The organism is Streptomyces sp. NBC_00252 (assembly GCF_036187565.1).
Taxonomy (GTDB): domain Bacteria; phylum Actinomycetota; class Actinomycetes; order Streptomycetales; family Streptomycetaceae; genus Streptomyces.
The window spans coordinates 9,038,035-9,060,435 of sequence record NZ_CP108087.1 but is presented as its reverse complement, the minus strand read 5'-3'; the positions used below and the strand labels follow the sequence as shown (position 1 = coordinate 9,060,435).

At 70.1% G+C, this 22,401-nt stretch carries 21 protein-coding genes and 1 pseudogene; 12 read left to right on the top strand and 10 right to left on the bottom strand.

Annotated features, from left to right (window positions below; all coding sequences use genetic code 11):
- Positions 1–61: 61 nt before the first annotated feature.
- Positions 62–496, top strand: coding sequence for a DUF2267 domain-containing protein (locus tag OHT77_RS40310; protein ID WP_328834467.1), 435 nt, complete (start codon positions 62–64; stop codon positions 494–496).
- Here OHT77_RS40310 and OHT77_RS40305 read toward each other — a convergent pair.
- On the bottom strand, positions 451–2,988 hold the full coding sequence (locus OHT77_RS40305; protein WP_328833307.1) for an MMPL family transporter: 2,538 nt from the start codon (positions 2,986–2,988) through the stop codon (positions 451–453). The genes OHT77_RS40310 and OHT77_RS40305 overlap by 46 nt on opposite strands.
- Positions 2,989–3,058: 70 nt before the next feature.
- Positions 3,059–4,366, bottom strand: a complete 1,308-nt coding sequence (locus tag OHT77_RS40300; protein WP_328833306.1) for a serine hydrolase domain-containing protein — start codon at positions 4,364–4,366, stop codon at positions 3,059–3,061.
- A gap of 323 nt (positions 4,367–4,689) precedes the next feature.
- Between OHT77_RS40300 and OHT77_RS40295 the strand changes: the two genes are divergently transcribed.
- Positions 4,690–6,027 carry a sensor histidine kinase gene (locus OHT77_RS40295; protein WP_328833305.1) on the top strand — a complete coding sequence of 446 codons (1,338 nt, stop codon included), beginning with the start codon at positions 4,690–4,692 and terminating at the stop codon, positions 6,025–6,027.
- Positions 6,012–6,656: a response regulator transcription factor gene (locus OHT77_RS40290; protein ID WP_328833304.1), complete on the top strand. Its 645-nt coding sequence runs from the start codon at positions 6,012–6,014 to the stop codon at positions 6,654–6,656. Before OHT77_RS40295 ends, OHT77_RS40290 begins: the two co-directional genes overlap by 16 nt.
- A gap of 7 nt (positions 6,657–6,663) precedes the next feature.
- On the opposite strand, the gene OHT77_RS40285 is transcribed toward OHT77_RS40290, so the two are convergent.
- Complete coding sequence (locus OHT77_RS40285; RefSeq protein ID WP_328833303.1) at positions 6,664–7,110, bottom strand: MarR family winged helix-turn-helix transcriptional regulator; 447 nt, start codon at positions 7,108–7,110, stop codon at positions 6,664–6,666.
- Positions 7,111–7,252: 142 nt separating this feature from the next.
- Here OHT77_RS40285 and OHT77_RS40280 point away from each other — a divergent pair, with 142 nt between their 5' ends.
- The 4 genes from OHT77_RS40280 to OHT77_RS40265 all read left to right on the top strand — a co-directional run bounded on the left by OHT77_RS40280 (position 7,253) and on the right by OHT77_RS40265 (position 10,157).
- Positions 7,253–8,227, top strand: coding sequence for an amidohydrolase family protein (locus tag OHT77_RS40280; protein WP_328833302.1), 975 nt, complete (start codon positions 7,253–7,255; stop codon positions 8,225–8,227).
- Positions 8,228–8,314: 87 nt separating this feature from the next.
- Positions 8,315–9,301: a YihY/virulence factor BrkB family protein gene (locus OHT77_RS40275; RefSeq protein ID WP_328833301.1), complete on the top strand. Its 987-nt coding sequence runs from the start codon at positions 8,315–8,317 to the stop codon at positions 9,299–9,301.
- 127 nt (positions 9,302–9,428) lie between these two features.
- Positions 9,429–9,596 (top strand): hypothetical protein, encoded by a 168-nt coding sequence (locus OHT77_RS40270; protein WP_328833300.1) that lies wholly within the window; start codon positions 9,429–9,431, stop codon positions 9,594–9,596.
- 105 nt (positions 9,597–9,701) lie between these two features.
- On the top strand, positions 9,702–10,157 hold the full coding sequence (locus OHT77_RS40265; RefSeq protein ID WP_328833299.1) for a hypothetical protein: 456 nt from the start codon (positions 9,702–9,704) through the stop codon (positions 10,155–10,157).
- Between the two features lie 16 nt (positions 10,158–10,173).
- Here OHT77_RS40265 and OHT77_RS40260 read toward each other — a convergent pair whose 3' ends face one another.
- On the bottom strand, positions 10,174–10,344 hold the full coding sequence (locus OHT77_RS40260; RefSeq protein ID WP_328833298.1) for a hypothetical protein: 171 nt from the start codon (positions 10,342–10,344) through the stop codon (positions 10,174–10,176).
- 32 nt (positions 10,345–10,376) lie between these two features.
- The gene (locus tag OHT77_RS40255; RefSeq protein ID WP_266774753.1) at positions 10,377–10,739 is read right to left on the bottom strand and encodes a PRC-barrel domain-containing protein; all 363 of its coding nucleotides are present in this window, start codon (positions 10,737–10,739) and stop codon (positions 10,377–10,379) included.
- 171 nt (positions 10,740–10,910) lie between these two features.
- On the opposite strand from OHT77_RS40255, the gene OHT77_RS40250 reads away from it, so the two are divergent.
- The 3 genes and pseudogenes from OHT77_RS40250 to tal form a co-directional block, all read left to right on the top strand.
- Entirely contained in the window at positions 10,911–11,384 is a 474-nt protein-coding gene (locus tag OHT77_RS40250) for a hemerythrin domain-containing protein (RefSeq protein ID WP_328833297.1), read from the top strand.
- Between the two features lie 48 nt (positions 11,385–11,432).
- The gene (tkt, locus tag OHT77_RS40245) at positions 11,433–13,652 is read left to right on the top strand and encodes a transketolase (RefSeq protein ID WP_328833296.1); all 2,220 of its coding nucleotides are present in this window, start codon (positions 11,433–11,435) and stop codon (positions 13,650–13,652) included.
- Between the two features lie 169 nt (positions 13,653–13,821).
- A pseudogene (gene tal / locus OHT77_RS40240) lies at positions 13,822–14,943 on the top strand (transaldolase); the annotation flags it as partial.
- Positions 14,944–15,655: 712 nt separating this feature from the next.
- Here the strand turns inward: tal and OHT77_RS40235 are convergent.
- The 3 genes from OHT77_RS40235 to OHT77_RS40225 all read right to left on the bottom strand — a co-directional run bounded on the left by OHT77_RS40235 (position 15,656) and on the right by OHT77_RS40225 (position 17,200).
- Positions 15,656–15,871: a DUF6243 family protein gene (locus OHT77_RS40235; protein ID WP_328833294.1), complete on the bottom strand. Its 216-nt coding sequence runs from the start codon at positions 15,869–15,871 to the stop codon at positions 15,656–15,658.
- 231 nt (positions 15,872–16,102) lie between these two features.
- Positions 16,103–16,462: a hypothetical protein gene (locus tag OHT77_RS40230; protein ID WP_328833293.1), complete on the bottom strand. Its 360-nt coding sequence runs from the start codon at positions 16,460–16,462 to the stop codon at positions 16,103–16,105.
- A gap of 141 nt (positions 16,463–16,603) precedes the next feature.
- Positions 16,604–17,200: a TetR/AcrR family transcriptional regulator gene (locus tag OHT77_RS40225; RefSeq protein WP_328833292.1), complete on the bottom strand. Its 597-nt coding sequence runs from the start codon at positions 17,198–17,200 to the stop codon at positions 16,604–16,606.
- A 99-nt stretch (positions 17,201–17,299) separates the two neighbouring features.
- On the opposite strand from OHT77_RS40225, the gene OHT77_RS40220 reads away from it, so the two are divergent.
- Positions 17,300–18,160, top strand: a complete 861-nt coding sequence (locus tag OHT77_RS40220) for an SDR family NAD(P)-dependent oxidoreductase (RefSeq protein ID WP_328833291.1) — start codon at positions 17,300–17,302, stop codon at positions 18,158–18,160.
- Positions 18,161–18,222: 62 nt separating this feature from the next.
- Here the strand turns inward: OHT77_RS40220 and OHT77_RS40215 are convergent, their stop codons facing one another.
- On the bottom strand, positions 18,223–18,996 hold the full coding sequence (locus OHT77_RS40215) for a response regulator (RefSeq protein ID WP_328833290.1): 774 nt from the start codon (positions 18,994–18,996) through the stop codon (positions 18,223–18,225).
- Positions 18,997–19,108: 112 nt separating this feature from the next.
- On the opposite strand from OHT77_RS40215, the gene OHT77_RS40210 reads away from it, so the two are divergent.
- Positions 19,109–20,671 carry a sensor histidine kinase gene (locus OHT77_RS40210; RefSeq protein ID WP_328833289.1) on the top strand — a complete coding sequence of 521 codons (1,563 nt, stop codon included), beginning with the start codon at positions 19,109–19,111 and terminating at the stop codon, positions 20,669–20,671.
- Between the two features lie 51 nt (positions 20,672–20,722).
- Here OHT77_RS40210 and OHT77_RS40205 read toward each other — a convergent pair whose 3' ends face one another.
- Entirely contained in the window at positions 20,723–22,339 is a 1,617-nt protein-coding gene (locus OHT77_RS40205) for a sulfite oxidase (protein WP_328833288.1), read from the bottom strand.
- Between the last annotated feature and the right edge of the window lie 62 nt (positions 22,340–22,401).

Sequence of the window (22,401 nt, the reverse complement as noted above, 5' to 3'; positions counted from 1 at the left end):
CAAGGGCCCCCGGCCACCGGTGACACCCCCACCGCACATGAGGAAGGCAACCGTGTCAGCGATGAATCACCAGCAGCAGCAGTTCCGGTCCACCGCGGGCATGACGTTCGAGCAGATGCTGGCACAGGTGCGGTACGAAGGCGCCTACGCCACCCGCGCCCAGGCCGAACAGGCCGTGCACGCCGTACTGTCCGCCTTCGGACGCCAGGTCACCGGCGAGGAGAGGGTCGAGCTCGCCGCCCGGCTGCCCTACGAGGCCGCCGCCACCTTCACCTCCCAGGTCCCCGCCACCGAGGCCCTCACCGGCTGGGCCTTCGTCAAGGACCTGGCGAGTTCCACCGGCGGCAGCCCGGCCACCACCCGCTGGGACACCGGCACCGTGTTCCGCGTCCTGGCCCGGATCGCCGGCGAGGACCTCCTCTCCCGTGTCCTCGCCCAACTCCCCTCCGGCTACGCCCTGCTGTTCGGCCGCCCCGAACTCATCCAGGCGGCCTGACCCGCGCGTAGTCGTACGTTCGCGCTCCGGACCTGGCGGGGCAGGGTGAAGGCGTCGTACAGCCAGCCGAGTCCGCAGAGGCCGAGGGTGCACAGGTACAGCAGCCCTCGGCCGGTCCTGCCGAGATGGAAGTGGTGCACGCCGAACAGGCCGAGGAAGAACCACCAGAGGTACGCCGCAGCAAGGGACTTGGGGGCACTCGGCCTGCGGTCCTGTCGTAGCGGTGAACCGTGGCGGGAAGGCTGCGGCACCGCTGTCGATCGGCTCGCGGTCGTCGTCACGTCCGGGTGGTGGGGAACCTCCGTCGGCCGCTCCAGCCGAGTGGCACTCGCGGGCGTGCCCTCGATGGACACGCGCGGCAGGGTCCGCTCCAGCCAGGCGGGCAGCCACCAGTTCGCCCGTCCCAGCAGGTGCATCAGGGACGGGACCAGCACGGTGCGCAGGACGAAGGCGTCGATGGCGACGGCCGCGGCCAGGCCCACGCCGTACTCGGCGATGACCCGCTCGCCGCCGAGGACGAAGGCGGTGAACACGCAGATCATGATCAGAGCGGCGGCGTTGATCAGCCGGCCGGTCTCGGCCTGGCCGATGCGGATGGCGCGGTGGTTGTCGCGGGTGCGTTCCCACTCCTCGTGCATCCGGCTGACGAGGAAGACCTGGTAGTCCATGGACAGGCCGAAGAGGATGGCCAGCATGATCACCGGGAGCTCGGCCTCCACCGGCCCGGCCTTCCCGAGGCCGAGGAGTTCGGAGCCCCATCCCCACTGGAACACGGCGACCACGACTCCGAACGACGCGGCCGAGGCCAGCAGGTTCATCACGGCGGCGGTCAGCGGTACGAGAACGCTGCGGAAGGCGAGCATCAGCAGCAGACAGCCGAGTACGACGATCACGGCGAGGAAGATCGGCAGCTTGCCTGCCAGCAGGTCGGCCAGGTCACCTGAGGTGGCTGTCGTGCCGCCGACGTAGACCGTCAGTCCGCTCCCCCGCTCGGCGGCGGGGACAACGTCCTTGCGCAGGTGGGTGATCAGGGTGCTGGTGGCCTCGTCCTGCGGTGCGCCGGTCGGTACGACGTCGATGAGGGACAGCCGTGTCGCGGAGGTGACCGGCTCCGCCGTCGCCGAGGCGACCCCGGGGGTGGCGCGCACGGCCGAGACCAGCTTGTCCAGGGCCAACGCGTCGCTGGGCGCGCCCAGTTGGGCGACCAGCACGAGCGGGCCGTTGGAGCCGGGGCCGAAGCCTTCGGCGAGGAGGTCGTACGCGGCCCGGGTGGTGGTGCCCTTCGGATCGTTGCCGGCGTCCGAGGTGCCCAGGCGCAGGGACAGCGCGGGCAGCGAGAGGACGGCGACGACGAGGAGCGCGGCCAGGGCGAACAGGGTTCTGTGGCGCTCGACTTGCTCGGCCCAGCGGCCTCGGGGGCGTGACGTGGCCCGCGGTTGCCGCGTACCGGCTTCCGAGTCGTGGGCGGTCAGGGTCCGTCGCTGACGCCTCGTCAGAAGCCTGCCACCGAAGAGCCCGAGGAGGGCCGGCAGCAGGGTCACCGACGCAACCACCGTGGCCAGTACGGCCGTTGCGGCGCTGATCCCCATCGCGCTGAGGGGGCCGACGCGCAGGACGAGCAGGCCGAGGAGGGCGGTGACGACGGTGAGTCCGGCGAAGACCACCGCCCGCCCGGAGGTGTCCAGTGCCCGTACCACCGCCTGCTCCGGTGTCAGTCCGTTCCGCAGGCCGGTCCGGTGGCGGGTGACGATGAACAGGGCGTAGTCGATGCCGACCCCGAGCCCGATCAGGGCCGCGACCGTCGGGGCGTCGCTGCCCAGGGTCATCACATGCGAGGTCAGACCGACGGCGAGCAGCCCGGCACCGAGCGCGGCGACCGCGACCAGCAGGGGCAGGAGCATGCCCAGCAGGGAGCCGAAGGCGACGAAGAGGATGATGCCGGCGGCGATCAGACCGATGGCCTCGGTGCTCCGCGTCCCGCCCTCGGCCGCGTCGCTGACCGCCTGGCCGCCGAGTTCCACCCGCAGGTCCGCGTCACGCGCGGCCCGGGCGGTGTCGATGACCCGGGTGACATCGGCGACGGGTATCCGCTCGGCCTGCGCGTCGAACGTGACCGTCGCGTAGGCGGTCCGGCCGTCCTTGCTGATCCTGGCCGCTCCGTCGGGGCCGTACATGCTGGTCACCGAGGCGACCGAGGGAAGTGCGGCGACCCGGTCGAGCATCGAGGTCACCTTCTGCCGGACGGCGGTGTCCCGGACCGATCCGTCGTGACGCAGGTGCACCACGATCTGGTCGGTGTCCCCGGCCTGTCGGGGCTCGGCCGCCTGGAGCCGGGCCTGCGCCTTCGAGGACTCCAGCCCCGGCAGGCTGAAGGCGTCGGAGTAGCTGGTGCCGAGGGTCGCGTACGGCACGGCGAGCGCGACCAGCAGGGTGGCCCAGATCCCGATGACGAGGAGGCGGTGCCGGAAGCACCAGCTGGCTAGTGCGGACATGGCTGAGCAACTTCCTTTGCGATGTGGGGAGTTGGGGTGAGCGGCAGGCGGGACGGCACGGCTTCCGCGCTCATGAGCCGGTCGGCGCGGAGGCGGACGCGGCCGGGACCGGCTTGCCGAGCATGGTGCAGACCGCGGCGTTGAGCAGGGTCTCGGTGGCGGCCGCGGGCTTGGCTGCCGCGATGCCGAAGATGGTCGGGACGTAGACCGAGACGGTGCGTCGGCCGGTGCTGTCGGTGTAGTTCCAGCTGGAGTAGCCGGGAGCCTGCCCGTCGTGGCCCCAGACCGGGCCGCAGGGGGTGGCCTTCTTCTCCAGGCCGAGGCCGTAGCGGTTGGGGTTGCCGCTCTCCTCCGCGACGGTGGTCCTCATCTCCCTCAGCTGGGCGGACGGCAGGAGCTTGCCGGACATCAGCGCGGTGTCGAACCGGGCCCAGTCCTGCGCGGAGGAGACCATGCTCCCGGCGGCCCACTCGGTGTTCTCGTTGATCCGGGTGGCGTCGACGTAGCCGGCCGGCCTGGCGGGCCCGGCGAAGGCCGTCCCGGCGGGGATGCCGGGCCAGAGCACCGGCGCCAGATGGGCCGCGTCGGGTTCGTAGCCGTGGGTGAGTCGGGGGCTCACGGTCCGGTCGGAGCCGTCGACCAGGTAGGTGCTCTTCAGGTGCAGGGGCCCGGCGATCCGCTCCTGGATCAGGTCGCGCAGGCTGTGCCCGGTGACCTTCTCGGCGACCAGGCCGAGCGCGATGTACCCGGTGTTGCTGTACGAGTACTGCGTGCCGGGCGGAAACAGCGGGTCGTGCCGGACGCCCGCGGCGATCAGTTCCTCGGGGGTCCACTGCCGGGCGTCCTGGCCGGTGAACGTCTTCAGGACGTCGGCGTCGCCGGGGATGATGTTGTACAGGCCGCTGGTGTGGTTGAGCAGCATCCGCACGGTGATCGCGGACCCGTTCGGGATGAGACCGGGCAGCCACTTCTCGACCGGGTCGGTCAGCTGGAGCCGCCGTTCGGCGGCCAGTTGGAGGATCACGGTGGCGACCATCGTCTTGGTGTTGGAGCCCACGCGGAACTCGTCGTTCACGGTCAGCGTGTGGTCGGTCCTGGCCCAGGACGCCTGCCGGGCGATCGAGGCCGCCCTTCCGTGGCCGTCGTCGACCCGCACGAGAGCGCCGGGCGCTCCGGCGTCCACGACCTGCTGCGCGAGCGTCGCCAGCCGGGCTTTCTCGGCCGACGTCACGCCGGGCCGCCCGGTCGGGGCGTGGGCGGTGTCCTGCGCCGCGTCCGCCGCCGTGCAGGCCGTGAGCGCGCCGGTCAGTGCGGCGGCCAGGGTCAGCGTCAGGTAGGCCCGCCGGGCGGGGCGCGGGCAGAGGGTGTTCCTGGGCATGGGGTGTCCTCCTGAACATGGGGGAACGGCGGAACGGGCGGCTCGGCCCGGCCCGGGTCATCGGCCGTCGGGGCTGGCGAGAAACGCGGCGGTGCGGGAGGTGCCGCACCACGCCTTCCGACGGCTCCAGCCTTCCGGCCACGGCGACGAAGAACACGGGGGCTGGCGCCCAGCGATGGTGGAGGTAACCCCAGTGCGCCGACTCGGCTCGGCGGGCAATCATCGACTTCTGGCCCGTGACGGTGGCGGTGGCGGTGACGTGGTGCCGGTCGACCGGCCGTTCTGCCGTCCGGCGTGGACCCGATACATGACGATGGAGCGCGATGACGTACCCCGGCGAAGGCCAAGTCCCTTATGAGGGAGGGAAGTCGGGGCAGCGTCCCGCCCCCGGTGTCACCCCGCGCGCCGCGTTCGCCCTGCGGGTGAGCCTGCTGGGGTGGTCGTTCGTCCTGCTGCTCGGCTCGGTCCTGGGATTCGGTCTGCTCACGCTCTGGACGACCTCGCTGACGCTCATGGCGCTCGGGGCAGGCATCCCGCTGACCCTGCTCTCGACGGTCCTGGTGCGCTGGTTCGCCGACCTGCACCGGCAATGGGCCGCCGACCGACTCGGTGAGCCGGTGGCCCGGCCCTACTCCCCTCCCCCGGACGGCAGTTGGGCGGTACGGCTCCGGGCGATCCTGCGCGACCCGGCGACCTGGCGGGACTGGGCCTGGCTGGCGACCAACTCGATCACCGGGTGGTTCACCTGCGGACTGTCGTTCCTGTTCTTCGTCTGCGGCGTCTTCTACCTCAGCTATCCGCTGGTGTTCGCGCTGACCCCTCCCGAGGTGTTCCGCACCCCGTTGGGGAACGGCTTCCGGCTGCACAGCGTCCAGGAGTCGTTCGCCATGGTGCCGTTGGGCCCGGTGTTCCTCCTGCTCTGGTACACCACCGCCGTGCGGCTGGCGAACCTCAACGCCCTGCTGGTCCGCGCCCTAATCGCGCCCACCGCGCAGGCACAACTACGCGCCCGTGTGGCGCAGTTGGCCGCCTCCCGGGCCGAGACCGTCGACACGCAGGCGGGTGAACTGCGCCGGATCGAACGGGACTTGCACGACGGCGCGCAGGCCCGACTGGTGTCACTGGGCATGAGCCTCGGCCTGGCAGAACAACTCCTCCCCGAAGATCCGCAAGCCGTCGCGGAATTGCTGGCGGAGGCCCGCGCGTCGACCGCCGGCGCCCTGACCGAACTACGGGACCTGGTACGCGGCATCCATCCACCGGTGCTCGCCGACCGGGGCCTGGACGGGGCGTTGGAAGCCCTGGCGCTGGCCAACCCGATTCCTACGACGGTGGTCACGAGCCTGCCCGGACGGCTGCCCGCGCCGGTCGAGTCGGCGGCCTACTTCGCCGTGGCCGAGGCACTGACCAACGCCATCAAGCATGCCCAGGCGCAACGCATCGACATCCACGTGGAGTTCACGCCGTACCCCGGTACGACGGCGGGGTCGCTGTCGATTCGGGTGCGGGACGACGGCCGTGGCGGCGCGGCTCCCGAAGCCGGAACGGGACTGCGGGGCGTCGCGCGCCGTCTGTCGGCCTTCGACGGCACCCTGACCGCCGACAGTCCGCCCGGCGGACCCACCGAGATAAGGATGTCGCTGCCGTGCGCATCGTCATAGCCGAAGACCTCGCCCTGCTGCGCGAGGGCCTGATCAGGATCTTCCGGGCCAACGACTTCGACGTGGTCGACGCCGTCGACAACGGCCCTTCCCTGATACGGGCGTTGACCACCCATCGGCCCGACGTCGCGATCGTCGACGTACGCCTGCCCCCGACCTTCACCGACGAGGGGCTGCGCGCCGCGATCGAGGTACGCAAGCGGATCCCGGCCCTGCCCGTCGTGGTGCTCTCGCAGTACGTCGAGCAGTTGTACGCACGGGAGTTGATGTCGGACCGTGCCGGGGCGGTCGGGTATCTGCTGAAGGACCGGGTGATGGCCGTCGAGCAGTTCGTCGCCAACGTCCGGCAAGTCGCCGCCGGCAGCACGGTGATGGACCCGGACGTCGTCGGCGCCCTCCTCACCCACCGCTCGGCGGACCCCCGCCTCCTGGAACTGACACCGCGCGAGCACGAGGTCCTCTCGCTGATGGCCGAGGGCCGTTCCAACACCGCCACCGCCGCGCGCATGTTCGTCAGCGAGGCGACGGTCAGCAAGCACAGCCGCAACATCTTCTCGAAACTCGGACTGGAACCGTCCGAGGACGACCACCGCCGGATCCTGGCCGTCCTCGCCTACCTCCAGGGCTGAGCCGGCATCACCGGTCCCCGGGGCGGGTTCGGGCGACCAGCCGGGTCTCGATGGCGCGCAGGGTCGCGATCACGGCGTCGATGTCGTCGGCATCGGTCACGGCCTCCGCGAGGAGGCCGCTCCAGACCTCACGCAGTCGTTGCAGGTTCTCCTGTGCCTTCTCCGTGGGATACAGGCGCACCCGCCTCGCGTCGTGCTCATCGGCGTCGCGCCGTACCAGCCCCGCCTGCTCCAGGCCCCGCACCGCCCGGCTGAAGTTGCTCGAGATCATCTGGGTGGCTTCGGCGGCCTCGCGGGCCGTCGTGCCCGGGTGGCGGTCGATGTAGCGCATCACCGCTCCCTGCAGCGGCGTTCCCGACTCGACCTCGCCCTCCTTCGACGCCCCGATGTGGCGGCCCACCGCCAGGATCCGGTCGGCGAGTTCGAAAAGCCGCGAGGCCTGCTCCTCGTCCATGCGCCAGGACCTCCGCCGTCATCGTCGATTGCTGTCAGTTGACAGCTACTTTAGTCCGGGCGTTAGCTTTGCTGTCAACTGACAGGTATCGGCGGAACGCGGCCACCGAACGTGCCGCCCGCCCGATCGAAGGACGAAGACCATGACGCTCATCGCCATCGAAGAACACTGGGTGACCCCGGATCTCACCTCCGCTCTCAAGGTCCTGCCCCGCCCGGACGAGAGCCTCGCCTTCAACGAGATGGGCGACCACCTGCACCGCCTGGAGGACCTGGGCGAGGGCCGGATCGCCGCGATGGACGCCCAGGACATCGACATCTCGGTCCTCGCTCTGACCCCGCCCGGAACCCAGCCGCTCCCTCCCGAGCAGGCCCGCCACCTGAGCCGCGCCGCGAACGACATGGCCATCGCGGCCGTGGAAAAGAACCCGACGCGGCTGCGGGCGCTCTCCACGCTCCCCATGTCCTCACCGGAGCACGTCGTCGACGAGCTCGTGCGCGCGAAGGGCCTGGGCCACGTCGGCACGATGGTCTACGGCCGCTCCGGCGACCGCCTCCTCGACGACCCGGCCTACGACGAGTTCTTCGCCGCCGCGGCGGAGCTCGGCCAGCCGGTCTTCCTCCACCCGCAGATCCCCTCGGACGCGGTGCGCGACGCCTCGTACCGGGGCCTCGGCGACCTGACCGATCTGGGCCTCGCCACCTTCGGCTGGGGCTGGCACCTCGACACCGCGACCGCGGCACTCCGGCTCATCCTGCGCGGCACCTTCGACCGCCACCCCGCGCTGCAGGTGGTGCTCGGCCACTGGGGCGAGATGCTGCTGTTCTGGCTCGACCGGGCCGACAGCCTCTCCCGCCTCGCCGGCCTGCAACGGCCTGTCTCGGACTACATCCGGACGAACTTCCACATCACCGCCTCCGGCATGCTCAACCCCGCGCTGCTCCAGCACGCCCTGTCCGTCACCACCGTCGACCGGCTGATCTTCTCCACCGACTACCCCTTCCAGCACCCGGCAGAGGACGAGATCAACTCCTTTCTCGGACACTTCACTTCGGACGAGGACCGACGGAAGTTCTCCTCCGCCAACGCGGCAGCGCTCTTCGGCATCGAACTCTGATCAGGGCGGACCGGACCGGCTGCCGGTGGAATCACTTGGTGGCCGCCCGCCACGCATGGTCGGGCCGAGCCGGGTAACCCCACTGGTATGTCACGAACACCGGGACCAGATGAACAGGTCGAGCGGCGGGCGCCGGACCGGCCCGGCAAACTGCCGAAGCGGTCCTGGTGGGCGGTGCTGAAGGGCACAGTCAGGGAGTTCCAGGCCGACGAACTCGCCGACAGGGCCGCGGCGTTGACGTACTACGGGGTGCTGTCGCTGTTTCCCGCCCTGCTGGTCCTGGTCTCGCTGCTCGGCATCGCCGGCAAGTCGGCGACACAGCAGGTCCTGGACAACATCGCGAAACTGGCGCCGAGTTCGGCCCGGGACATCATCAGCGACGCGGTACGCCAACTCCAGGCGCCCGGCGGCCTCGGCTCGATCGTCGCCGTGGTCGGCATCGTGGTCGCGGTGTGGTCGGCCTCCGGCTACATAGCGGCGTTCATCCGCAGCGCCAACGTCGTCTACGACATGCCCGAGGGCCGCCCCGTGTGGAAGGTGCTGCCGATCCGGGTCGGCGTCACCGTGGTCCTGCTCGTCCTGACGGTGGTCAGCGCGCTCATCGTGGTGTTCACCGGCGGCCTGGCCCGCGCGGCGGGTTCCGCCCTCGGTATCGGGGACGCGGCGCTGACGGTGTGGTCGATCGCGAAGTGGCCGGGGCTGGTCGTCCTGGTCATGGCGATGATCGCGATCCTGTACTGGGCGGCGCCCAACGTGAAAGGCCGCGGCTTCCGTTGGGTCACTCCCGGCAGTGTGCTGGCCCTGGTGGTCTGGATGATCGCGTCGGGGGGCTTCGCGTTCTACGTGGCGCACTTCGCGTCGTACAACAAGACGTACGGCACGCTCGCCGGCGTGATCGTGTTCCTGATGTGGCTGTGGATCAGCAACATCGCCGTCCTGCTCGGCCTCGAATTCGACGCCGAGCTGGCCCGCCAGCGCGCCGTCGCCGGCGGCCACCCGAAGGACGAGGAGCCGTACGTCCCGCCCCGCGACACCCGTGCCTGGAGCAAGAAGGACCACCGCCGCATGGACTGACCGGCCCGGCGGTCGTTCCGGCCCCCGGTGTCCCACCTGGTAGCGGCGCCCGCCGGAGCAGCTGCCTCAGGCGGACCGCAGTAAAATTACAGGCGACCTTGTCGGGTCCAAGGGAGGTGTTCGAGTCGTGGTGCTCTTCCTGCTGCTGGTCCTCGTGGCCGTCGTCCTGGGAATCATCGGGGTGACCGCCAACGGCCTGGGCTATCTGCTGGCCATCGGCATCGTCGTCCTGGTGGCCGACCTCGCCTTCGCAGCCGTACGCCTGTCCCGACGCAGCCGACGCCCTCTCCGCTGACGGCGGCCGACCTCGGACACCACGATCACCCCGCTTCCGCTGAGCCACGCCCGGCGTCCCTCTATCCCTTTGTCAAGGCGGGAAGGGCTTGCCTAGGGTGGCCTGGTGGGGGTTCAGCTGCGGGAACGGTGGGTGCGGCAACCGTTGTGGGCGAGATGGGTTCTCGCGGTGTACTTGATCGGCTTCCTTGAAGGGGCCTGCGCTCACCTGCTCGACCTGATCCGCGGTGGGTTCCACGCCTACGCGTCATTCCCACAGGTTGCCATCCAGTCGTTCTTCATCAGCCTGGCGGTTCTTGATCCGCTGGTCGTCGTGTTGGTGGCGTTCGTGCGGCGCCAAGGGGTCTGGCTTGCGGGCGCCGTGATGGTGCTGGACGTTTCCGCGAACTGGATCGGCAACTGGCAGGGGCTGCGCGATGATCCCGCGGGTCTGCTGCGCCCTGTCGGGCTGTTGCCCATAACCCTCTTCGGGCTGTTCGTCGTGGTGTCAGTGGTCCCCTTGCATCACACCACTGCCATGACGCGATGGAAGCAGGCGCAGATCGGCAGCCAAACGGCATAGGCCACCGCTGACCCCACTACCGAACAGGACGGCTCCCCGCGCGCCGTGACCACCTCACCGCGACGAGGGCCAAGGCTGCCACGAGGACTGCGATGCCTATCACCAGCAGGTAGCCCAGGCCGTTCGCGGTCGCGCCGATGATTCCCAGGACGAGGGCGATCAGGAGGAGCAGCAGGAAGAGAACCATCGCGGAACACCACCTTCAGGTCGGACAGCGGGTCAGCGGCGCGCGAGCTGCCTCTCGCCGCCCGCGCCGGGCCGGTACTCCATGCCGTAGTGCTGGAAGATCGCTTCCTCGCCCTCGGCCGGCAGGACGTCGTCCGTGCCGATCGACGGCGCGTTCTTCACCTGCGCCTTCGGGTAGGTGACCTTCACGTAGCCGGGTCCGAGGACCGCGTCGTCGAGGGGGACGAACGCCAGCCGGTGACGCGTGGGCAGTCCGATGCGGACCGTGGCCATGGCCGACTCGTCGGTGGCGGTGTCCACGTAGACCGATTCGAGTACGCCGATCCTGTGCCCCTCGGAGTCGACGACGTCGCGGTTGCGCCACTCGCGGATGTCTGCCGCACTGATCGTGGTCATGTTCTGTCTCCTGAGCAGCTGGTACAGGACGGGTTCCCCCGGGACCGCCCCTGACACCACAACCGAACCCGGCAAAAGGTGCGCTTCAGGTGGGTCGGATGCGCTGCCGGGGGTAGCCGGAGTGCGGAGGCCGACCGGCTTTCGGAATGCCGACAAGGCGAAGGCGGGCCCATGGACGCGATTGTGCTGCTCAAGGAAGACCACCAGACGGTCGAGAAGCTCTTCAAGGAGTTCGAGCAGGCCGGGGACCGCGCCTACAAGACCAAGCGGAAGATCGCCGACAAGGTGATCGAGGAGCTGACGGTCCACACCTGGATCGAGGAGAAGATCTTCTACCCCGCCGCCCGTGCCGCCGTGCCGACCACCACCGATCATGTGCTGGAGAGCGTCGAGGAGCACCACGTCGTGCTGTGGATGCTGTCCGAGCTGGCGGGCCTGGACCCCGAGGACGAGCGCTTCGACGCCAAGATGACGGTCCTCATGGAGAACGTGCGGCACCACGTCGAGGAGGAGGAGAAGGAGTGGTTCCCCGAGGTCCGCTCCGCCCTCGGCCGCAACCGGCTCGCTGAACTCGGCGAACAGCTCGCCACCGCCAAGACCGACGCCCCCCACGATCCCCTGCGGGTTCCCAGCGCGCAGGAATGACAGCCACGACGACGGAACCGACCACTGATCTTTGCGAGGAGCTAGGGCATGACCACTGAACAGTCCGGCAACACGACCTCACCGGGCCGGTCCGTGACGATGCCCGTGGCGGCTGACGCCGGGTGGGACCAGGTCGACGTACGGGCGGTGGACACCGTACGGGTGCTCGCCGCCGACGCGGTGCAGAAGGCCGGCAACGGCCATCCCGGCACCGCGATGAGCCTGGCCCCGCTGGCACATCTGCTGTTCCAGAACGTCATGCGGCACGACCCGGCCGACGACCGGTGGCTGGGCCGCGACCGCTTCGTCCTCTCCTGCGGCCACTCCAGCCTGACCCTGTACCTCCAGCTCTACCTGACCGGCTACGGCCTGGAGCTGTCGGACCTGGAGGCCTACCGCACCTGGGGCTCGGCCACTCCCGGACACCCCGAGCACCGGCACACCCGCGGCGTCGAGATCACCACCGGCCCGCTGGGGCAGGGGCTGGCCAGCGCGGTCGGGATGGCGATGGCCGCCCGCAGGGAGCGCGGTCTGCTCGACCCCGACGCCGAGCCGGGCAGCAGCCCCTTCGACCACCACGTCTACGTCATCGCCTCCGACGGCGACATGATGGAAGGCGTCACCAGCGAGGCCGCCTCCCTCGCCGGCCACCAGGAGCTGGGCAACCTCGTCGTCTTCTACGACTCCAACCACATCTCGATCGAGGACGACACCGACGTCGCCTTCAGCGAGGACGTCCCGGGCCGCTTCGCCGCCTACGGCTGGCACGTGCAGACCGTCGACTGGACGGGCACGGGCGAGTACGTCGAGGACGTGGACGCCCTGCTGACCGCGGTGCGCGCCGCCCGCGAGGAGGACGGCAGGCCTTCGCTGATCATGCTGCGCACGCTGATCGGCTGGCCCGCGCCCACCAAGCAGAACACCGGCAAGGCCCACGGCTCCGCACTCGGCGCGGACGAGGTCGCCGCGACCAAGCGGCTGCTCGGCTTCGACCCGGAGCGCGACTTCGTCGTGGAGGACGCGGTACTGGGCCGCACCCGCCAGGCCGCCGACCGCGGACGCCGCGCCCACGCCGAGTGGGACGAGGCGTACGCGGCCTGGCGGGCGGCCCATCCCGAGCGGGCCGAACTGCTGGACCGGCTGCTGGCGCAGCGACTGCCGGACGGCTGGACCGACGCCCTGCCCGAGTTCCCGGCCGACCCCAAGGGGATGGCCACCCGTGCCGCGTCGGGCGCGGTGCTCAGCGCGCTCGCGCCGGTACTGCCCGAACTGTGGGGCGGCTCGGCCGACCTGGCCGGGAGCAACAACACCACCATGGACGGCGAACCGTCCTTCGTACCCGCCGACCGCCAGACCAAGGACTGGAAGGGCGGCCCCTACGGCCGCACCCTCCACTTCGGCATCCGCGAGCACGCCATGGGCGCGATCCTCAACGGCATCGCCCTGCAGAGTCTGACCCGCCCCTACGGCGGTACGTTCCTGACCTTCTCGGACTACATGCGCCCGGCCGTACGCCTGGCCGCGCTGATGGAACTGCCCACCACCTACATCTGGACCCACGACTCGATCGGCCTCGGCGAGGACGGCCCCACCCACCAGCCCGTGGAGCACCTGGCCGCGCTGCGGGCCATCCCCGGCCTGGACGTGGTCCGCCCCGCCGACGCCAACGAGACCACCGCCTGCTGGCGTACCGTCCTCGAACACCACGACCGCCCGGCCGCACTGATCCTGACCCGGCAGAACGTGCCCGTGCTCGACCGCGGCGGAGATGCCTGCGCTCCGGCGCGGGATGCCGCCCGCGGCGGATACGTGCTCGCCGACACGGGTGAGAGCGGCTCCGGCCCGGACGTCATCCTCGTGGCGACCGGTTCCGAGGTGCACATCGCCCTGGAGGCGAGCGGGCTGCTGGCGGCCGACGGCCTCGCGGTGCGGGTCGTGTCGATGCCCTGCCGGGAATGGTTCGCCGCTCAGCCCCCGGCCTACCAGGACGAGGTCCTGCCGCCCTCCGTGCGGGCCCGGGTCAGCGTCGAGGCCGCGGTCGGACAGGGCTGGCGGGACGTCGTCGGCGACGCCGGACGGATCGTGAGCCTGGAGCACTACGGCGCCTCCGCCGACTACCAGCGCCTCTACTCCGAGTTCGGTCTCACCCCCGAGGCCGTCGCCGCGGCCGCGCACGACAGCATCCGCGACGCCGATCGCGCCCCGCGCCCGGGCGGCCACCGCCAGACCTCCGCCCCCACCGAGGGCGGCACCGGCGACCGCCCCTGACAACTCGCGTGCGGTGGACGTCAGTTCGTGTTCCGCACCGCCGCACCCGGACGGACCGCGCGGTTTCCGGCCTGCCCGTAGCACTGCTCCCACACGCCCGGCCCCACACGGGCCGGGCGGGCCGCGCGGCTCCCGCGCGACCGATGCCACGCACTTTCTGGAGGTTCGTATGTCCGACGCCGTCGCGTCCGATCCGCTCGCCGACCTGTCCGCCGCCGGAGTCTCGGTCTGGCTGGACGACCTCTCCCGCGAGCTGCTGGCCGGCGGTGGCCTGGCGGAGCTCATCGCGCGCAAGCACGTCGTGGGGGTGACCACCAACCCGACGATCTTCGCGTCCGCGCTGTCCAAGGGCGAGCGCTACAACGAGCAGCTACGACGGCTCGGCGCCCAGGGGTCGAGTGTCGACGACGCCGTCTTCACGCTCACCACCGACGACGTCCGCGCCGGCTGCCAGGCGTTCGCGCCGATATACCGGCGGACCGGCGGGACCGACGGCCGGGTCTCCATCGAGGTGGACCCGCGGCTCGCCAAGGACGCGGACGCCACCGCCGCCCAGGCCCAGAAACTGTGGGACACCGTCGGCGAACCCAACCTGTTCGTCAAGATCCCCGCCACCCGCGAGGGCCTGGCCGCGATCACCGCCGTCATCGCGCGGGGCATCAGCGTCAACGTCACCCTGATCTTCTCGCTGGAGCGCTACCGCGCCGTCCAGGACGCCTACCTGACCGGCCTCGAACAAGCGCGGGCCGCCGGCCGCGACCTGGCGGACATCCACTCGGTCGCCTCCTTCTTCGTCTCCCGCGTCGACTCCGAGGTGGACGCACGCCTCAACGCCCTCGGCACCCCGGAAGCCCTCGCCCTCCGCGGCCGGACCGCGGTGGCCAACGCCCGGCTGGCCCACCGGTCCTTCGAGGAGACGGCCCGCTCGGCCCGCTGGCAGGAGCTGGCGGCGGCCGGCGCGCGTCCGCAACGGCCTCTCTGGGCGTCGACCGGCGTCAAGAACCCCGACTACCCCGACACCATGTACGTGAGCGAACTGGTCATACCGGGGACCGTGAACACCATGCCGGCCGCCACGCTCGACGCGTTCGCCGACCACGGCCACGTGCCGACCGCCGCCCCCGTCGCCGACACCTACGCCGCGGCCGCCGCCCACTTCGAGCAACTGGCCCGCACGGGCATCGACTTCACCGACGTGACCGACACCCTGGAACGCGAAGGGCTGGCCAAGTTCGAGGACAGCTGGGCCGAACTGGGCGCCACCGTGGACCGTGAGATGCGAGCCGAGGGCGAGACCCCGGGCGACGACACCGAGCCGTCGGCGGAATCGTCCAACTCCCCCGCTCTGCTGGCGATCTACCTCAACGACCATCTGGCGGGCGCGACCGGCGGCCTGGAACTCTGCCGCCGTGCCGCGCAGGGACAGCGGGACCCGGAGCGGGCCGCCGCCTTCTCCGACCTGGCCAAACAGGTCGAGGAGGACCGCGACTCCCTGGTGCAGATCATGTTCGACCTGGACGTGTCCACCGATCACCCCAAGGTCGCGCTCGGCTGGCTGGCCGAGAAGGCCGGGCGGCTCAAGCCGAACGGACACCTCTTCTCCCGCTCACCGCTCAGTGACGTCCTGGAGCTGGAGTCGATGCTCCTCGGCGTACAGGGCAAGGCGTCCTGCTGGCGCACCCTGCGCGTCCTCGCCGACAACGACGACCGTCTCTACGCCGACCACCTCGACGCCCTCCTCGAACGCGCCGAGCACCAGACCACGACCCTTGAGGAACTGCTCCTCGCGGCGGTGACACACACGCTGGGGCAACAGGCGACGGCCTGAGCGCCTGGGGCCCGGCGACGCTCGTACTGGCGCTCTCCTACGGAGTTGACGCACACCCCCGCCCACCAGGGCAATCAATCCCAACGGCCGCGCCCCATACGGCAGCAGGGCCCGGACCGCTCGTCGCGGTCCGGGCCCTGCTCCTCGTACGGTGCCGCCTCGCAGCGGCGATACGTCAGCTCTGCGCGGCGCCGTCGCCCGCGGACTCGGCACCCTCAGCCGCAGCCGCCTTCTCGCGCATCTTGCGCACCAGCTCCGCCTTCTGGTCGGCGGCACCCTGCCGGTCGAGGTTGCGGTGCGGGCCGTGGTTCTGCCGTTCGGCACGGGACTGCTTCTTGCGCTGACCGCCGCCCATGCCCACGGGGTTGTTGATGTTCTTGCTGACGGTCACGGGTTCTCCCGGTGGTGATGTGAAGTGATCTACGGATTCATGGGTGGAGCGGGGCGACGTCGAAGGACGTCAGCAGAGGCCCATCACGCTCTCACTCGTAAATCGGCGTCTGGAAGAACATGCCAAGGACGTTACCCGGTCCCGCCGGCCCCGCGCACCAACCAGGTCACCTCCCCGGGCCCACTGGGCGCGACGGGTTCCCGTCGCCGTGGTTCGTCAGCGGCCGGAATGTCAGTGGTCGGAATAGCTGAAGTCGCCGACGGTCCAGGCGCTCACGTCGTCGATCGCGACCCGGTACATCCCGCCCGTCTCCGGGATTCCCACCGTGCCCTGAAGAATTCGGGCGACGTGGAAGTGCAGATGAGTAGGTGGGCCGTCCTCCTTCGTGGGGGTGTCGAACACGGCGGAGAACTCTCCCAGGCGGGCGGAATCCGTCAGCACCTCCGACACCCTTCGCCTCCACACGGCTTCGGGAGCCAGTCGGCCGGTGATGACAGCACCGCCTGTGACCACGGTCAGGGACATCTGGTTGCTCTGCCCGGACTCCACCACGGAGGCGACGTCAACGAGCAACTCGTCATGCTTCGACATGGGTCAGATTGTATTTGCCGGCCAACCGGCTGCTTCAGCGGTGGCGTCACCGGGCGAGGAAGCCGCTCACCTTCTTGCCGCCCGTCGCCGCCGCAGGCCGGCCGGCGACGACGTCCGAGGACCCCGTCGCGATCGGATCAGCTATTCGGCCCGCTCCGGGGTGAAGGCCACCCCCATCGCCCGGTCCAGGATCTCCGACAGCACCCGTGGCTGACCGTCAACCGTCCACGCGGCCAGCGCGGCCTCGACACAGCCCAGGGCCGCGGCGATCACCGCGTCGGCGCGGGGGTCGGTGGCATCGGCCGGGTCGGCTCCCAGACGGCGGGCGATCTCGGGGCGGAGGAGTTCGTGCCAGCGGGAGTTCTTCTCGCGGTGCCGGGCCGCCAGCGCCGGCGTGTTCACCATCAGCCGGGTGAGGCGCCGGGTGCGCTCGTCGTGGCCTTCGTACCGGTCGATCATCGGATCGAGCGCGCGCCGCATCGCCACCCAGGGTGCTTCGTCGGCAGGGCGGGCGGCGAGCGTGTCCCGCAGGTATTCGGGGGCGTCGGCCGTGGGGCCGAAGAGGGCCTCGTCCTTGGAGTGGAAGCACCGGAAGAACGTGCTGCGCGAGATCTCGGCGGCCGCGCAGATGTCGTCGATCGTCGTCTCTTCGTAGCCGTGTTCGAGGACCAGGTCCTGGACGGTCACGGCCACCTCGGCGCGCATGGCCTGGCGTGCCCGCTCTCGTGCGCCACGCATGGGCCGGTTGGGATTCACCCCGTCACGGTACTGCAGTTTATTCTTGGTACCGTGTCCCATCCATGAGACTGAGTCTCTCACGACGGGGAGTGGCAAGCGATGAGTGACACCAAGGTGATCGTCATCACGGGTGCGAGCGACGGCATAGGGGCGGCCGCCGCGCGGAGGCTGCACACGGACGGGCACACCGTCGTCGTGGTGGGCCGCTCCGCCCAGAAGACCCGCGCCGTGGCCGAGGAACTCGGGGCGGACAGCTTCGTCGCCGACTTCACCCGCCTCGACGACATCGAGCGGCTGGCCGCCGAACTCCGCACGGCCTACCCGCGGATAGACGTGCTCGTGAACAACGCCGGAGGGGTGTTCGGCACCCGGACCAAGACCGTGGACGGCTTCGAGAAGACCTTCCAGGTCAACCATCTCGCGCCGTTTCTGCTCACGCGGCTGCTCCTGGATACGCTGATCGCTTCCCGGGCGTCGGTACTCCAGACCTCCAGTACGGTGCGGTTCGCCAAGGAGATCCACCTGGACGACCTCGACCACGACCGTGCCTACGACCCGGTCCACGCCTACGGCGCGTCGAAGCTGGAGAACATCCTGTTCACGGCCGAGCTCCACCGGCGCCACCACGCCGACGGCCTCTCGACAGCCTGCTTCTATCCGGGCAACGTCCGGACGAACTTCGCCTCCGACACCACCAGCGCGATCATGCGTACCGTCCGTTTCCTCGGTACCAAGCCGGTGATCGGGAACCTTCTGCTGTCCACGCCCGAACAGGGCGCGGACCAGATCGTGTGGCTCGCCGAAGGCGTACCAGGAACTGACTGGCGACCGGGCGCCTACTACTACAAGCACAAGGACGTGCAGCCGAAGAATCCGCAGGCTCTCGACACCGACCTGGCACGCGGACTGTGGGAACGCTCCGAGGAACTCCTCGCAGCGCGACTCCCTCGGTCGGCCTGACACGGCCTCGCCCGTCCCACCGACGCCGGGGAAGCAGGCGCAGCTTCAGCGGAAGGTGCGGTTCAGGTGCGGGGCGGTCGGGTCGTGGTCTCCAGGTAGAACGCGTCGATGCTCTGGACGGCCTGCTCGAATTCGTCGAGGTTGACGGGCTTGGTGACGTAGGCGTTGGCGTGGCTGTTGTACGCGCCGACGACGTCGTCCGGGGCGGAGGACGTGGTGAGCACGACCACCGGGATGGTCTGGAGGTCCTGGTCGGCCTTGAGGACGCGGAGGAGCTCGCGGCCGTTCATCCGGGGCATGTTGAGGTCGAGCACGATGAGGTCGGGGCGCGCCTGGTCCGGGCTGCGGAGGTGTTCCAGTGCGGCGACCCCGTCGGTGACCTGGACCAGGTTGCGGGACCCGCGCTCGGAGAGAGCTTCCTCGATGAGCATGGCGTCGGCGACGTCGTCCTCGACGAGCAGGACGTCGAAGGCGCGAGCGGGGGTGGTCATCATCGGATGCTCCGTAGGTGCTTCGTCGGAATGGTGGAAGAGCCCGGGCCAACGGCGCCGGGCGCCTTGGCGGGTCATGTCGCATGCCTCGCCGATCTGCGGGTACCCGGCGCCCGCACGGGCCGCGTCCACGGCCGCGTTCCGCTGAAGCCGTTCGGCGGCCCGCTGGAGGTGGGCCAGTACGTGCAGCCGGGTCAGCGCCTGCGTCGGATCGTCCGCCGTCGACTGCGAGGGATCTTCCAGTAGTTGAAGAACGATGCGCCGTGCAAGGTCGTCCACGGCCCTGTCCGCGATCGTGGCCGTCTGCTGCGGGGTGGTCCGCACGACGAACTTCTTGTCAGGCATACCCGGCAGATTAGGCGCAAGAACAGCCCACGACAACAACTGTTGTCGACCGCCCTCTACAGTGTGCGCTGCGCCGTTCCGCAGACGGCCGCCACAGTGGAGGAGTCGGAGCATGACCGGTGACGAAGGGCTGCCGCGCGAGAGAGGGCTCTCGACGTGGACGACGCGGCGATGGCTTCGCGTGGGGGTGGCCGTGTCCTTGGCCGTCCTGGCCGTTCTCGGAGCGACCGGGGCGTGGGTCCTGGGGCGAACGGCGTCCATCAGTGACGACCTCGTGGACGTGAAGTCTCCGGCGCTGACGCTCTCGATCCGCCTCGAATCGGCCATGCTCAACCAGGAGACCGGCATCCGCGGCTACGGCCTCACCGGTACGCCGGACTTCCTCACGCCCTACAAGCAGGGCCTCACCGAGCAGAAGACGGATACGGCACGGCTCTCGGAGCTGCTGCGGGGCGACACGGCCGGCCTGCGCAGTCTGCGGGCCGTGCAGGCCGCGGTGGAGAACTGGCAGTCGAGGATCGCCCGGCCGATCGCCGCCTCACCGTCCGGGGCGCCCTCACCGCTGGCCACCGAACGCGCCGCCGAGGGCAAGACGGCCTTCGACGAACTGCGCAGAGCCATGACCACCCAGCAGGACGGACTGCGTGCCGACCGGGCGCGGGCCAGGTCGGATCTGGCGTCCACGATGCGGTTGCGGAACTGGGTGTTCTCCACGATCGCGGTCCTCATCGTCGCCCTCGCCGGAGTGGTCTTCGAGGGGCTGCGCCGAGGTATCACCACGCCGCTGGAACATCTCGGGGCGGCGGCCCGCACCATCACCGAGGGCGACTTCGGCCACCCCATCACGCCGACCGGTCCCGCGGACCTGCGCCGGCTGAGCGGCGAGATCGACTCCATGCGCAGACGGCTCGTACGCGAACTGGACTTCAGCGAGGAGGCACGCCTGCGCCTCGACGCGCAGTCGGCGGACCTCCAGCGCTCCAACGCCGAGCTGGAGCAGTTCGCCTACGTGGCCTCCCACGACCTGCAGGAACCCCTGCGCAAGATCTCCAGCTTCACGCAGCTGCTGCAACGGCGCTACGGCGACCAACTCGACGACCGGGCCGACCAGTACATCGACTACGCCGTCGACGGAGCCAACCGTATGCAGGTCCTCATCAACGACCTGCTCGACTTCTCCCGCGTGGGCCGCGTCCACCACCTCCAAGAGGACCTCGACCTCAACTCCGTGATGCGGCAGACCCTTTCCGCCCTCAGCGTCAGCATCGAGGAGACGGGCGCGGTCATCACCCGGGACGAGCTGCCGACGGTGACCGCCGACCCCACGCAGATGGGCATGCTCTGGCAGAACCTGATCGGCAATGCTGTCAAGTTCCGTCGCCCGGGGCAGGCACCGGCGATCCACGTGTCCGCTGTGCAGGACGGTGCGTTGTGGCGGTTCTCCGTCACGGACAACGGCATCGGTATCGATCCCGAGTACGCCGAGAAGGTGTTCGTCATCTTCCAGCGGCTGCACACCAAGGACGCCTACAGCGGGAGCGGCATCGGCCTCGCGATGTGCAAGAAGATCGTCGAGTTCCACGGCGGCACGATCAGCGTCGACCCCGAGTACACCGACGGCACCCGCATCACCTTCACCCTGGCGAGCGAACCGCCCCGGACGAGTGCGCCGTAGGAGACCAGGTCTGCTCGGTGGTGCAGGGAAGGGAGAAGGTGGCTCGTCGGGTCAGTCGACGGTCACGACCACCGAGTGCCAGCCGCTCGCGCCGTCGGGAATGGTGTGGGTGCGCTTGTCCGTCTGCAGCCGGCCGGTGCGGTCGGTGGCGCGGACGGTGAGGGTGTGACCTCCCTTGGTCGCCTCCCAGGGGAAGGACCACTGGCGCCAGGTGTCGCGGGTGTCCTCAGCGGCGAGTCGCGCCTCCCGCCACGGGCCGTCGTCCACGCGGACCTCGACCTTGTCGATACCGCGATGCTGGGCCCACGCGACCCCACCGACCATCACCGTCCCGGCACCGGGCCGGGCGAACGGCTTGGGGGTGTCGATGCGCGACTCGGTCTTGATGGGGGCCTTGCGGGCCCAGCCGCGCTTGACCCAGTAGGGGTCGTAGGAGTCGAACGTGGTGAGTTCGATGTCCTTGATCCATTTGCAGGCCGAGACGAACCCGTAGAGGCCGGGCACGACCATGCGGACCGGGAAGCCGTGCGCGAAGGGCAGTGGTTCCCCGTTCATGCCGAGGGCGAGGAGGGCGTCACGGCCGTCCATCACGTCCTCGACCGGGCTGCCGATCGTCATGCCGTCCACCGAGCGCGCCACCAGTTGGTCGGCGGTCCCGCCCTTCGAGGGCGGCTTCACCCCGCATTCGGCCAGCAGATCGGCCAGTCGTACGCCGATCCAGCGGGCGTTGCCGACGTACGGGCCGCCGACCTCGTTCGAGACGCAGGTGAGCGTGATGTCGCGCTCGATGAGTTCGCGCCGCAGCAGGTCGTCGTAGGAGAGGGTGACCGGGCGTCGTACGCCCGTTCCGTGGATGCGCAGCTGCCAGGTCGCGGCGTTCACCTTGGGTACCACGAGGGCTGTGTCGACGCGGTAGAAGCTGCTGTTGGGGGTGGTGAACGGGCTGATCCCGGGGATCCGGAGCTGGGCGCCCTTGGGTACGGCGGCGGCTGCGGAGGTGGGCCGGGGCAGGACGACCTTGTTGCGTGAGGCGACCGCGTTCTGGCCGCTGGCGCTGTTCAGTGTCCGGCCCAGTACCCCCGCCCCGGCGGAGGCGGCGGCAGCGGCTGTCGCCGCGACGATGAAGCCACGCCGGTCCCAACCCGCTCCGGAAGGCGGGTCTTGCGGCTCGTCACCAGCCGGCTCGGCGGACGGGATCTGCCGCGTGAGGCGGCCCACCAGTACGTAGAGCACCGCGGCTCCCGCGATGGCGCCCACCACGGAGGGCAGCGCGTCGGCGAGACTCGTCGAATCCGGCCGGCTGGTGGCCGACACCGCCCCGACAATGCCGAAGAGCAGAACACCGGCGGCACCGATGCGCCGGAAACGCAGTGCGACAATTCCCAGCACCAGCGCGAAAAGCGCGAGCATCGCGAGAATTCCGAGCTGAAGAAACAACTTGTCGTTGGTCCCGAAGTGCCGGATCGCCCAGTCCTTCACAGCGGCAGGAGTGCGGTCGATCGCCGCACCGCCGACCGCCACGACCGGACTGGCCTGCGGACGTACGGCAGCCGACACCAACTCGGCGACGCAGAGCGAGACGAAGCCGGCCAGCACACCACTGAACGCACCGAGGGCCAAGCGCGCCCAACTCAGGCGGTGTCGTGTTTTCTTCTCATCGTCGGTCACATGGGGAATCCGGTTCCGAAAGACCGGCGGATTGGTCGTCCAGCGGATCGGATGAACTTTTT